At 66.9% G+C, this 12,545-nt stretch carries 13 protein-coding genes and 1 tRNA gene; 8 read left to right on the plus strand and 6 right to left on the minus strand.

Going from position 1 to position 12,545, the window contains the following annotated elements; all coding sequences use genetic code 11:
• From ACRDU5_RS11595 to ACRDU5_RS11615, 5 genes are all read left to right on the plus strand, one after another.
• A complete protein-coding gene (locus ACRDU5_RS11595; RefSeq protein ID WP_526614657.1) occupies positions 1 to 744 on the plus strand; it encodes a pseudouridine synthase in 744 nt (247 codons plus the stop codon).
• Positions 741 to 1,427 carry a (d)CMP kinase gene (cmk, locus tag ACRDU5_RS11600; RefSeq protein WP_526614658.1) on the plus strand — a complete coding sequence of 229 codons (687 nt, stop codon included), beginning with the start codon at positions 741 to 743 and terminating at the stop codon, positions 1,425 to 1,427. The genes ACRDU5_RS11595 and cmk overlap by 4 nt, the downstream gene beginning before the upstream one ends.
• Positions 1,424 to 2,827: a ribosome biogenesis GTPase Der gene (gene der / locus ACRDU5_RS11605; protein ID WP_526614659.1), complete on the plus strand. Its 1,404-nt coding sequence runs from the start codon at positions 1,424 to 1,426 to the stop codon at positions 2,825 to 2,827. The genes cmk and der overlap by 4 nt, the downstream gene beginning before the upstream one ends.
• Positions 2,828 to 2,852: 25 nt before the next feature.
• Complete coding sequence (locus ACRDU5_RS11610; RefSeq protein ID WP_526614747.1) at positions 2,853 to 3,620, plus strand: sulfite exporter TauE/SafE family protein; 768 nt, start codon at positions 2,853 to 2,855, stop codon at positions 3,618 to 3,620.
• Between the two features lie 53 nt (positions 3,621 to 3,673).
• Positions 3,674 to 3,747, plus strand: a tRNA-Pro gene (locus ACRDU5_RS11615).
• 65 nt (positions 3,748 to 3,812) lie between these two features.
• Here the strand turns inward: ACRDU5_RS11615 and ACRDU5_RS11620 are convergent.
• Entirely contained in the window at positions 3,813 to 4,202 is a 390-nt protein-coding gene (locus tag ACRDU5_RS11620) for a type II toxin-antitoxin system VapC family toxin (protein ID WP_526614660.1), read from the minus strand.
• The gene (locus ACRDU5_RS11625) at positions 4,199 to 4,426 is read right to left on the minus strand and encodes a FitA-like ribbon-helix-helix domain-containing protein (RefSeq protein WP_526614662.1); all 228 of its coding nucleotides are present in this window, start codon (positions 4,424 to 4,426) and stop codon (positions 4,199 to 4,201) included. Before ACRDU5_RS11625 ends, ACRDU5_RS11620 begins: the two co-directional genes overlap by 4 nt.
• A gap of 62 nt (positions 4,427 to 4,488) precedes the next feature.
• On the opposite strand from ACRDU5_RS11625, the gene ACRDU5_RS11630 reads away from it, so the two are divergent.
• Positions 4,489 to 5,670 (plus strand): cytochrome P450, encoded by a 1,182-nt coding sequence (locus tag ACRDU5_RS11630; RefSeq protein ID WP_526614663.1) that lies wholly within the window; start codon positions 4,489 to 4,491, stop codon positions 5,668 to 5,670.
• Here ACRDU5_RS11630 and ACRDU5_RS11635 read toward each other — a convergent pair.
• The 4 genes from ACRDU5_RS11635 to ACRDU5_RS11650 all read right to left on the minus strand — a co-directional run bounded on the left by ACRDU5_RS11635 (position 5,655) and on the right by ACRDU5_RS11650 (position 9,581).
• A complete protein-coding gene (locus tag ACRDU5_RS11635) occupies positions 5,655 to 6,617 on the minus strand; it encodes a hypothetical protein (RefSeq protein WP_526614664.1) in 963 nt (320 codons plus the stop codon). The genes ACRDU5_RS11630 and ACRDU5_RS11635 overlap by 16 nt on opposite strands.
• A 46-nt stretch (positions 6,618 to 6,663) precedes the next feature.
• The gene (gene proS, locus ACRDU5_RS11640) at positions 6,664 to 8,082 is read right to left on the minus strand and encodes a proline--tRNA ligase (RefSeq protein WP_526614665.1); all 1,419 of its coding nucleotides are present in this window, start codon (positions 8,080 to 8,082) and stop codon (positions 6,664 to 6,666) included.
• 60 nt (positions 8,083 to 8,142) lie between these two features.
• On the minus strand, positions 8,143 to 8,859 hold the full coding sequence (locus ACRDU5_RS11645; RefSeq protein WP_526614667.1) for a cutinase family protein: 717 nt from the start codon (positions 8,857 to 8,859) through the stop codon (positions 8,143 to 8,145).
• 71 nt (positions 8,860 to 8,930) lie between these two features.
• The gene (locus ACRDU5_RS11650; protein ID WP_526614668.1) at positions 8,931 to 9,581 is read right to left on the minus strand and encodes a cutinase family protein; all 651 of its coding nucleotides are present in this window, start codon (positions 9,579 to 9,581) and stop codon (positions 8,931 to 8,933) included.
• Between the two features lie 115 nt (positions 9,582 to 9,696).
• Here ACRDU5_RS11650 and ACRDU5_RS11655 point away from each other — a divergent pair, with 115 nt between their 5' ends.
• Positions 9,697 to 10,878 carry a DUF7159 family protein gene (locus tag ACRDU5_RS11655; RefSeq protein WP_526614669.1) on the plus strand — a complete coding sequence of 394 codons (1,182 nt, stop codon included), beginning with the start codon at positions 9,697 to 9,699 and terminating at the stop codon, positions 10,876 to 10,878.
• 91 nt (positions 10,879 to 10,969) lie between these two features.
• Positions 10,970 to 12,541, plus strand: a complete 1,572-nt coding sequence (locus ACRDU5_RS11660) for an MFS transporter (RefSeq protein ID WP_526614670.1) — start codon at positions 10,970 to 10,972, stop codon at positions 12,539 to 12,541.
• Positions 12,542 to 12,545 lie beyond the last annotated feature (4 nt).

The raw sequence follows: 12,545 nt of genomic DNA on the forward strand, positions 1-12,545 counted from the left end.
ATGACCGACTCCGAGGGCGTGCGGCTGCAGAAAGTGTTGTCGCAGGCCGGGATCGCATCGCGGCGCGTCGCCGAGAAGATGATCGTCGACGGTCGCGTCGATGTCGACGGCCGAGTGGTGACCGAGCTCGGCACCCGGGTGGACCCCGATGCGTCGGTGATCCGTGTCGACGGGGCGCGGGTGATGGTCGACGACACGCTGGTGCACCTGGCGCTGAACAAACCCCGCGGCATGCACTCGACGATGTCCGACGACCGCGGCAGGCCGTGCATCGGCGATCTGGTCGAGCACCGAGTTCGCGGGAACAAGAAGCTCTTTCACGTCGGTCGTCTCGACGCCGACACCGAAGGCCTGATGCTGCTGACCAACGACGGCGAGTTGGCGCACCGGCTGATGCACCCGTCCTTCGAGGTGCCCAAGACGTATCTGGCGACGGTCAGGGGCTCGGTGCCCCGTGGCCTGGGCCGAAAGCTGCGTGCCGGGATCGAGCTGGACGACGGGCCCGCGCACGTGGACGACTTCGCGGTGGTGGACGCGGTGCCCGGCAAGTCGCTGGTGCGGGTGACGCTGCACGAGGGCCGCAAGCGCATCGTGCGGCGGCTGCTGTCCGCGGTCGGGTTTCCGGTCCAGGAGTTGGTGCGCACCGACATCGGGGCGGTCTCGCTGGGGGACCAGCGACCCGGCAGCATCCGGGTGTTGGGCCGCAACGAGATCGGCGAGCTGTACAAGGCGGTGGGTCTGTGAGCGGCTCGCTGGTGATCGCGATCGACGGGCCGGCCGGGACCGGAAAATCGTCGGTGTCAAAGGGTTTGGCGCGCACCCTGGGGGCGCGCTATCTGGATACCGGGGCGATGTACCGAATCGTGACGCTGGCGGTGATCCGCGCCGGTGTCGACCTGAGGGACACCCCGGCCATCGAATCGGCGGCGGCGGATGTCCCGCTGTCGGTGGGCTACGACCCCGATCAGGATCGCGCCTATCTCGACGCCGAGGACGTCTCCGTCGAGATCCGCGGCGCCGAGGTGACCGGGGCGGTGTCGGCGGTGTCGGCAGTACCCGCCGTTCGGGCGCGCCTGGTTGGTCTGCAGCGCGAACTGACGGTCGGTCCCGGCAACGTGGTGGTCGAGGGGCGCGACATCGGGACGGTGGTGCTGCCCGACGCCGACGTCAAGTTTTTCCTGACTGCATCGGCCGAAGAACGGGCGCGGCGGCGCAACGAGCAGAACATGGCGGCCGGTCTGCGTGACGACTATGAGGCGGCACTGGCCGATGTGAAACGCCGCGACCATCTGGATTCGACGCGTGCGGCGTCGCCGCTGCGGGCCGCCGATGATGCGCTGTTGGTCGATACCAGCGACATGACCGAGTCCGAGGTGGTTTCGCTTCTGCTGGAACTGGTGAAGCAGCGTGCCGGGGCACGGGGATGAGTGACGGCACCTGGACCGACGAAAGCGATTGGGAGCTCGTCGATTCGGAAGTCACAGACGATTCATCCGAGGTGTCGGGTCCGCCGCCGGTGGTGGCGATCGTCGGGCGGCCGAACGTCGGCAAATCCACGTTGGTCAACCGCGTTCTCGGGCGGCGCGAGGCCGTCGTGCAGGACGTGCCGGGCGTGACGCGTGACCGGGTCTCCTACGACGCGAACTGGGTCGGACGCCGGTTCGTCGTGCAGGACACCGGTGGCTGGGAGCCCGACGCGAAGGGATTACAGCAGCTGGTGGCCGAGCAGGCGTCGGTGGCCATGCGAACCGCGGACGCGATCATCCTGGTCGTCGACGCCGTGGTGGGCGCGACGGCGGGCGACGAGGCGGCGGCGCGGATGCTGCGCCGGTCCGGCAAGCCGGTGTTCCTGGCGGCCAACAAGGTGGACACCGAGCGCGGCGAGGCCGACGCTGCGGCGTTGTGGTCGCTGGGGTTGGGGGAGCCGCACTCGATCAGCGCGATGCACGGCCGAGGGGTGGCCGACCTGCTCGACCGGGTGGTCGAGTCGTTGCCCGAGGTATCGGAGGTCGGGGCGAGCGGCGGCGGCCCGCGGCGGGTGGCGCTGGTAGGCAAGCCGAACGTCGGCAAGAGCTCGCTGCTGAACAAGCTGGCCGGGGATCAGCGGGCGGTGGTGCACGACGTGGCCGGCACCACCGTCGATCCGGTGGACTCGCTGATCGAATTGGGCGGGAAGACTTGGCGTTTCGTCGACACCGCGGGCCTGCGCCGCAAAGTCGGCCAAGCCGGCGGGCACGAGTTCTACGCATCGGTGCGCACCCACGGCGCGATCGACGCGGCCGAGGTGGTCATCGTGCTGATCGACGCCTCGCACCCGCTGACCGAGCAGGACCAGCGGGTGTTGTCGATGGTCATCGAGGCGGGCCGGGCGCTGGTGCTGGCGTTCAACAAGTGGGACCTGGTCGACGAGGACCGCCGCTATGACCTCGGCCGCGAGATCGAGCGCGAGCTCGCGCAGGTGCAGTGGGCGCAGCGGGTGAACATCTCGGCCAAGACCGGGCGGGCCGTGCAGAAGCTGGTGCCGGCGCTGGAGACCGCGTTGGAGTCGTGGGACATGCGGATCCCGACCGGCCGGCTCAACGCATTCTTCAAGGAAGTGGTTGCCGCCACGCCGCCGCCGGTGCGCGGCGGCAAGCAGCCCCGGATTTTGTTCGCCACCCAGGCCACCACGAGACCGCCTACGTTCGTGCTGTTCACTACCGGTTTCCTGGAGGCCGGCTATCGGCGGTTCCTGGAGCGGCGGCTGCGCGAGACGTTCGGGTTCGACGGCAGCCCGATCCGGATCAATGTCCGGGTGCGAGAAAAGAGAGGCGCACGCTCTAGATAGGGTTTTCCGAGTGCCCGCAGTCGACATGATCCTGATCGCGTTGGCGGGCGTCGCGGCCGGTGCCATCAACGCCGTCGTCGGGTCGGGCACCCTGGTGACGTTCCCGACGCTGGTGGCGTTGGGGTACCCACCGGTGACTTCGACGATGTCGAACGCGATCGGCCTGGTCGCGGGCAGCGTGTCGGGCACCTGGGGATATCGGCGGGAGCTGCGGGGCCAGGGACACCGGCTGCGCTGGCAGATCCCGGCGTCGTTCGTCGGCGCCGCACTGGGCGCGTTCCTACTGCTGCACCTGCCGGAGCAGGTCTTCGCCCAGGTGGTGCCGGTGCTACTGGTCGCGGCGCTGATCCTGGTGGTGTTCGGCCCACGGATCCAGGAGTGGGCGCGCCGCCGGGCCGAAGACGCCGGCCGCTCGGCCGAGCATGTGTCACCCCGCCGGATGGCGGCGTTGGTGTTCGCCACGTTCGCCATCGGTATCTACGGCGGGTACTTCACCGCAGCGCAGGGCATCCTGCTGCTGGGAGCGATGGGTGCGCTGCTGCCGGAGGACATGCAGCGGATGAACGCCGCCAAGAACCTGCTGGCGCTGGTGGTGAACGTCGTTGCCGCGGTTGCCTACACACTGGTCGCGTTCGACCGAATCAGTTGGGCGGCGGCGGGTCTCATCGCCGTCGGCTCGTTGGTGGGCGGATTCCTCGGGGCGCATTACGGCCGTCGGTTGTCGCCGAACGCGTTGCGGGCGGTGATCGTCGTGGTCGGCCTGATCGGGCTCTACCGGCTGCTGACGCTCTGACGTCGCGGTCTGCGGTAGAGTTTCGTCCTGCTGCCGGCGGTGCCGGTGGGCACCGGGCTGTGGCGCAGTTTGGTAGCGCACTACACTGGGGGTGTAGGGGTCGCAGGTTCAAATCCTGTCAGCCCGACCGATAGAAATAGAGCCTGACCTGCGCCGATTTGCGTCTCGGCGGCCACCCGCAACGCTGCATGATCAGGCGACGAGCTCGATCTCTGCATCATGGCCATGGGATTGGGCGAGTCGCCCATCGCAAGTGATGAGCGGCGCAGGGAAGCCCTCGGCGAGGGCGACGTACACTCCATCGGCCACGGCATGAGTGGTCCGCAGTTGGTAGGCGCGTTGGGCGAATGGCTTTATAGGCCAACGCCGAACCGGCAGGCTCAGGATGTCGGCAACCGCGACGAGTCCTTCATGATCGCTGATCAGCCGGCGCACGACCGCTCGACGTATCGCCCCGATCACCTCGACGTCGAAGTGGGCAGGGGCATGCACCGTCTCGCCCCGCAAGCGCCGGGCCACCGCCGCACCCGGCCGCGTCGCGAGGACGAGCTCGACGGCCGCCGAGGCATCCAACACAATCACTCGGATCGAGCCTCGCCAACAAGTTCAGCAGCGTGAGCGCCGAGGTCCCGACGCGGCAACGCCGCGAGCCGATCGAGAACGTCGTCGAGGGCTGGTTCTTCCGCGATTTCGCCAAGCCGGGCAAGCAGGAAATCGCTGAGGCTCATCCGCTGTGCCGCTGCCCGGGTCTTCAGTTCGTGGAGAAGTTCGTCAGGTACGTTGCGGATCTGAACCATTGTAGGCATGGCATAAGCATATCGTGCATGTTCAACACATGCACTCGCTGAGGGCGGAGCCGTGGTAGATAGTGATTATCGAGAAGTTCCCAATTGGGCGGGGCGCGACGCTGTGCGAGCTGGACGAGGACCCGCACCCACTCCTGGCGCGGCTGCGGGCGGCTGAGCCGGTGTCGTGGCTTCCGGTGCTCGGAGCGTGGCTGGTGACCCGGTACGACCTCGCGGTGCGGGTAATGCGTGATCCCGTCACCTTCACCGTCGACAACCCCCGGTTCTCCACTTCGCGGGTGGTCGGCCCGAGCATGCTCTCGCTTGACGGCGCGGAGCACGCGCGGCATCGCGAACCGTTCGCACATCCGTTCCGCCCAGCGCAGGTGCGGGAAAGATTCACCCGGTTCATCGAGGCCGAGGCGGATACGTTGATCTCCGCGATCCAACCGGCTGGCGGCGCCGAGCTCCGGCGCGAGTTCGCCGGTCCGCTCGCGGTCGCGGTGATCACCGACGCCCTCGGGCTGAGCGGTGTCCACGCCGACACCGTGTTGTCCTGGTACGCGGCGATTGTGGCGGCGGTGTCGGAGGTGACCGCGGGACGGCCGGTCACTGCGGCGGGCGCGGACGCGTTTGGCCAGCTGCGGGCCGCCGTGCTGCGCACCATCGGCAATACCGAAGAACCATCGGTCCTGACGGAGGCAATGCGCACGTCGGAAGGGCTGAGCCGGGACGAGGTCGTGTCGAACGCGGCGGTGCTGATGTTCGGCGGTGTCGACACCACCGAGGGCATGATCGTCAACGCGGTCCGGCACCTACTCGATGACCCGGAGGCGCTCGCGCTCGTGCGTGGCAGCGCCGATCTGTTGCGGAACGCGGTCGAGGAATCGATCCGGTTGGAGCCGGCGGCCGCGGTCGTCGACCGATACGCCACCCGCGATGTCGAACTCGGGGGTGCGCAGATCCGGCGTGGTGACCTGGTCACCGTATCGATCGCCGGCGCCAACCGGGATCCGGCCGTGTTCACCGACCCCGACCGGTTCGACGTCCGCCGTGCCAATGCCGGTTTCAACGTTGCATTCGCGCAGGGATCGCACTTCTGCCTCGGTGCACAGCTCGCTATGACCGAAACCACGATTGCGGTCGGTCGACTCCTTGACCGACTGCCCGGGCTGCGACTCGACCCCGACCACGGCAATGCCCCGCGAGGCCTGGTGTTCCGCAAACCGCCCACTCTGCACGTGCGATATCACGGCTTTCCGTGATCAGCGTCCGCCCACGGCACCGATTTCCACACCATATGGCTTTCGGGAATCGTCCAGTCGGCCTGCCCACGCTCGGCTCCTGAGACTGCTTCTTCGTCCGCGCCTGGGCTCAACGCATACGTCATGCCACTAAAGCTCAGGCATGGCATCCCATCCTCTGTCGCTGGCGTAACGGTCCCTACGACCAGCATCAAATCGACTCCCTCCTTGGTCCAGAAGACGCGGTCACCCCGCTTGATCGACGTAGCGAGGACTCGCTTCTGGCCATACTCCGGTCGACTCTTAGCCGATTCCTCTTGCGCGGCTTCACTGTCCGGAGGTGGTGGCGATACATCATCAACCTTTTCGACGTCGTCTTCATCGGCGTTCTCGATTGATGGCGTGCCTCTGGGGGTTCTCGTGACCGTCGGTTTTTTCGACAAGCGTCGCCGCGATGTACGCAGGCGCTTCTGGGCGAGCTCGACGAGGTAGCCCAGTTCGGCGTCGAGGTCGTTCGACGCTGTGCTCACCTTCTGCCTGAAACCCTCGGACTCAGAGTCTTTGTCGGTACTCGATTGGAGTGGATTGTCCGCGATCTTCTTCAGCGTCTCGTATGGCTTCTCGGCGGCTACGAGTTGGTCGTAGCAGGGTCCATCGACCACGGTGAGGAATGCGAGCTCAAGTGCTTGGTCGACGCCGATTAGGCGGCTGACAAGGTCATTTCGGGTCTCGGTAATGCTGACTCGTAATCCGTTCGCCGCCGCGAGAAGTGCCGCGATCGCCGCGCGCTGAGGTGCCCGATATTCGTCTCGACGGCGCCGGTAGGTACTGACTGATGTGACGATCTGCATCGCAATGACGCCGATTACGGCACCGATGACGCCATCAGGAATCGAGCCCACCCAACGTGCGGCTTCGACGAGCCAGTCGCCGATCCGCTGCACGGTTGAATCAAGCCACGCGTCCATAGAACCCCCTCATGCGAATCTGGCGACGCCTACCTGTCCACGGCATTCAGTAGGCCCGGGCGACGTAGGTGAGAACGCCAGAGTCGTCCTCGGTCTCGGGCAGTGATCCGTCTCTGTGCTGTAGGCACCGCACTGTGAGGCCACTGGTGGCAAGGTCCTCTTCGCCAGCGAGGCCGACCAACTCCCACGGCAGTCGGGCGACGCCCGTCTGCGCGGCTTCACGCGCCTGGTCGAGCGTCGTGCAGTCGGAAATGAACCCGTCACGGCGAGCGGTCGCCGCTTCGAGCATGTCGGCCTGAATGCGGCCGGTCAGCCGCTGTACCTCGTCGACGACGGTGTCAAGCCTCACCGAGTTCTTCTCGCGGGTGTCCCGCCGGTAGAGTAGCGCCGCGTTGGCGGCGAGATCGCGGGGACCGAGTTCTACCCGGATCGGCACGCCCTGCAAATCCCACTCGGTGGCCCGCCAGCCGAAGCCCTGAGAAACGTTGTCGTCCAGTCTTACTCGAATGCCACTCACCCCCTTGAGCTCCTTAACCAGGTCCGCGGCGGCGCGGGTGACCGCACCATCGGTGCCAGCCGTTTCTTTGACCACCACGACGACGACTTGGACCGGTGCCAGCGCCGGCGGCACGACGAGCCCGAAGTCATCGCCGTGGCCCATGATCAGGCCGCCCAGCATCCGGGTCGACGCGCCCCATGAGGTGGTCCAGCACAACTCGGTCGAGCCCTCGGCGCTGGAGTAGGTGATGTTGAAGGCGCGGCTGAACCGCTGGCCAAGTTCGTGCGACGTGGCCATCTGCAGCGCCTTGCCGTCGCGCATGATGCCTTCACAGGTCATGGTGTTCGCCGCGCCTGCGAACCGCTCCCTGGCGGTCTTGCGGCCAACGATCACGGGCATGGCGAGAACGCTATGCATAAAATCTAGGTAGACGTCGTGCAGGATCCTGCGGGCATACTGCCGGGCGTCGGATTCTGTGGCGTGTGCGGTGTGGCCTTCCTGCCACAGAAACTCCGTGGTGCGCAGGAAGATTCGCGGCCGCAGTTCCCACCGGACGACGTTGGACCACTGATTGAGAAGCAACGGTAAGTCGCGATAGCTGTCGACCCATTTGGCCATGTACTCGCCGATGACGGCTTCACTGGTAGGGCGGATGGCCAGCGGCTCGGCCAGCTCCTTGCCTCCGCCGTGGGTTACGACGGCAAGCTCAGGACTGAACCCCTCGACATGCTCCGCCTCACGCTCGAAGAAGTCCATCGGGATAAGCAAAGGGAAGTAAGCGTTTTGGGCCCCCGCGGCCTTGATCCGTCGATCGATCTCCCCCTGCATGCGCTCCCAGATCGCGTAGCCGTTCGGCCGGATGACCATCGTTCCGCGCGCTGGACCGTTCTCGGCCAGCTTCGCCTTGGTCAGCACATCTTGGTACCACCGTGGAAAGTCGTCGTGCTGAGGAGTCAGCACCGCCATTGAACTCCCTCTCGTTCGACCTGGCCGATCGTACTGGGGATCTAGGCCGAACCAGGGCCTCTAGAGGCGACTCGCGGCGAAAGTTGCGGCCTCGTTGACCATCCCGTTTACCGGGTAAATCCCGTGCGCGACGGTGGGCCCACCAGGGGGAGAGCCGTCGCAGATGGTGTCACCGGGCGCGCACAGGTCGATCGTCTTGTCCGCATACAACGGGCCGATCCTCAGCGGCGGCGCCCCGACCTGGCGCAGGAACTGATCCGAAGGCCGTCCGAAGAGCGCGACGGCGGCGACGTGGTCGGCCACCTCCGGCGGCACTGGCTGGGGTACTAATGAGACGTACTCAGCAGGTATCTCCGGGGGGATTTCGGCCGAGGTGAGGAAACCCGCGATGACCGCGCCTTGCGAGAATCCGCCGATCACCATCCTGGTGTTCGGGCAACCGGCCGCCGTGGACTCGACGTGCGCACCGGCGTCCCTGAGCCCGTCGACGATGGTCAAGGCGAACTGAATCCCGTTGCCAAAATCGGCGCTGGCCGGGTAGTTCACCGCATACACCCCGACCGACCTGCCGCCAGCCTGCGAGCGCAGCGCGTCGACGAATGCCTGTCCTACCCCGCCAACACCGGGTGGCTCGCCAGTGCCGCGGGCGAATATCACCTCGACGTCGGGACACGGCTGGGCGGACGCATGCGGGACGGGCATGCCCATTAGCGCTGCCCAGCTGGCTACCACTGCCGCACCAAGCAGCTTGACGACTTTCAACTGCACTCTCCGCATCGCGTCATCCCGACCCTTTGCCTGCACTCCGATGCTGACACATCGGTGCGGGCATGGGATACCCCATATTGCTAGAGGCGACTCGCGGCAAAGGCAGCGGCCTGGTTGACCATCCCCGACCGGACATAGGCGCCGTGCGCCCGCATGTCCCAGCCCCCTTGGAAGCAGATCGGGTCGTTGGGGACGCACAGGTCGATGGTCTTGGCGACGAAGAGCGGGCCGGTCGCGGGCAGCGGGCCTGGAGACAGGGTGTCCGCAAAGGTACTTCTCGGACCCCCGAAGATGGCGGCCGCAGCGACGTGATCGGCGACCTGGGGTGGCAGTGCCGAGGTGGCCAGATCGATGACGGCGGCGCCTTGGGAGTATCCGCCGAGCACCATCCTGGTGTTCGGGCAGTTCACCGCCATCGACTGAATGTGGGCGCTCGCATCATCGCGACCGGCCGGCGTGCTGGTCACGAAGTCCCTGCTGGCCGGGTAATTGACCGCGTATACCCCGACGGAACGCCCGCCGAGTTGTGAACGAAGCGAGTCGACGAAGGCCTGTCCGATCCCGCCGACACCAGGTGGCTCGGTGGTGCCGCGGGCGAACACGATCTCAACATCTGGGCATGGAGCTGCACCGGCAGCCGGCAGACCGACCAGGGCGACGGGCAATGCGCCGGCCATTGCCACCACAGCACCGAGGATGCGTGTGAGCCTGCGTGCGCTCGTTGTGTTCATGCTGATATGTCGCACAACGACCCAAGGATGTGACAACCGCGTCGAGCCGCGGTAACAACCTTGGTCAACAGGCCGATAAAGGCCGCAACTAGGCTCAGTGGCTAGGGGGGCCGCGATGACGACGGTACTGGGATTGTCGTTCACGACGACCAGTATTGGCTGGGTCCTGGTTGACGGCGCAAACGCCGACGGGGACAGCCTCGACCACGATGCATTCGATGTGCACGTCGACGAGGGGGACGTCGCCGGCTGCGCCTCTCAGCTTGCGGCGGCAGTGCGGGGAGCGCAGGCGATCGCGGCGGCCAGCGGCCACCCGGTGCACTCGATCGGCGTGACGTGGAGCGATGACGTCGAAACGGAAGCTACCCGGCTGCTTGAATTTCTGGCCCACTCCGAATTCGACTATGTCGTCGGGGTGCCGTTGTCGCAGGCGACCAAAACGTGGGCGCGGGGCGTCCCGCGCGATCTGGGGTACGAAAAGCCGGCGGTGTGCATCATCGGGCCCGCGGCGGTGACCGTGCTGACCGTCGGTGCCGGTGATGGCGCGGTGCAGACAGCCGCCACCCATACCCGCGACGGCGCCGATGGCCTGAGCGACTGGCTCACCGCGGTATTCGATCGCAACGGTGAGCAGCCCGAAGTCCTGTTCCTGGTCGGCTCACGCAACGACCTTGACGAGGTTGCCGGCTTGCTGGACGCGGCCCTGCCGATGCCGGTTCTTTCCTCAGGCGAGGACCAGTTGGCTCTCGCGCGCGGTGCGGCGCTGACGTTGGCGGACGACGAGGAACGGTCCAGCAACAAGCCCCTGGCCGGCCGGTCATGGTTCACGTCGCACACTCGCGCATCGAGCCTGGTGGTCGCCGGTTCGGTAAGCATGGTGATTGCGCTGTGCGCGGCAGACGCACAGCCCGCCGCGATGACCGACTTCAGGGCGGCCGACAATCCGCCGGCTGCCGATAAGTCCGTGACGCCGACCACCGACTACTCCGTTCCGCCGCCGCCCGCTGCGCCGCCGCCGCCCGCTGCGCCGCCGCCGGTTCAGGCGCTCGACCCACTTGCTGCTCGGGCGCCGCCGCAGGCGCCACCGGCGATGCCGCCTGTTGACATTGCGGTGCCACCGCCACCACCAGAAATTGTCGAAGAGCCGTCCGCGCCGGTCGAGGTCTCGCCGGAGCCACTCGCCCCGTCGCCGGTTGCGGAGCCGGTGCCGACACCGCCTCCACCAGCGCCGCTGCCACCGCCGCCGCAGGATCCCCTTGGAGTGGTGCTGAGTCCGCTCTTCGGCGCCCTGCCCTGAGCGGCACAGCGCCGCGGCCGTGTTTCGCGGTTCCCTTCGGCGGGAAACGAGACTGTTAGTCTCGTTCTGACCGATCCCAAGGAGACGCGCAATGACGGATGCCGCCGTACAGACCGACCCCGGTACCGGTGCCTTCGCCGGCGGGTCAGCGGTGCGACGCGGCTGGACCCTGTTCGTCGCTTGTGCCGGCGTGGCGCTGGTCATCGCATCGATGGTCGCGCTGAATACCGCACTGGCCGACATCGCCGTCTCCACGACGGCGACCCAGACCCAACTGACCTGGATCGTCGACAGCTACACGCTCCTGCTGGCCTGCCTGCTGCTGCCGGCGGGTGCGATCGGTGACCGCTACGGTCGGCGGACCGCCTTGCTGGTCGGACTGGCCATCTTCGCGGCAGCGTCGTTTGCGCCGCTGGTCTACGACAGCCCGGTGCAGATCATCGCCGCCCGGGCGTTGGCCGGCGCCGGCGCGGCGTTCGTGATGCCCGCGACACTGTCGTTGCTGACCGTGGTGTACCCGGCCGAGGCGCGCACCAAGGCGGTTGGCATCTGGGCGGGCGTTGCCGGTTCCGGCGGGGTCTTCGGCTTGATCGGCACCGGTCTGCTGCTGCGGTTCTGGGAATGGCAGTCGATCTTCTGGGCGCTCGCCAGCATTGGCGTGCTGTTGTTCCTGTTGACGCTGACCATTGCCGAGTCCCGAGAGGGCGATGCTCCACCGCTGGACTGGCCGGGCTCGGTGACGATCGGCGCGGCGGTCGCGGTGTTCGTGTTCGGCATCCTCGAAGCCCCGGCCCACGGATGGACAGACCCGCGCGTGTACGGCTGCATGATCGCCGGCGTCGTGCTCGCGGTGGTCTTCGGGTTCATCGAACTGCGGCGGCGGCAACCGCTACTCGATATCCGCCTGTTCCTCGACCCACACTTCGGCACCGGTGCCGCGGCGATCACGATGGTGTTTCTCGGCACCTTCGCCCTCTTCTACCTCGTCACGCAGTTCGTCCAGCAGGTGATGGGCTATACCGCGTTGGCGACCGCGATCGCGCTGGCGCCACTCGCGGTGCCGTTGCTGACATTCTCGACGCTGTCGTCCTGGTACCTGCCAAAGGTCGGGCTGCGCGCAGTGGTGTTCGCAAGCATGGTGCTGGTGTCAGTCGGCTTTTTGTGCATGCGCACGCTGCAGCCCGACTCGTCGTACCTCGACGTGCTGTGGCCGCTACTCGTGATCAGTTCCGGCTTCGGATTATGCACGGCGCCAACGACATCGGCCATCATGACGGCGGCGCCCAACGAGAAGCAAGGCGTTGCGTCGGCGGTCAACGACGCCACTCGGGAGGTCGGCGGCGCGCTGGGCATCGCGATGGCCGGCTCGATACTTGCGGGCAGCTACAGCCATCACGTCGCGGCGGGGCTGAGTGCATTTCCGGAACCCGTACGCGGTCCGGCATCCGAGTCGTTGGCGCAAGCCCTTTCGGTGGCCGACCGGCTTGGCCCGCAAGGGGAGCAGCTGGCCGAGGTCGGCAAGACCGCGTTCGTGGAGGCCAACAACTCGTCATACCTGGTGATGGCCGTCATCGTCGGCGTTGCCGCCCTCGTCATTCCTCTCTTTGCCCCCGGGCGCAACGGCCAGCAGCTACGTTCGGTCCGCCGCCTGCAACGGGCATGACGAA

This window comes from Mycobacterium sp., assembly GCF_050701515.1.
GTDB lineage: Bacteria > Actinomycetota > Actinomycetes > Mycobacteriales > Mycobacteriaceae > Mycobacterium.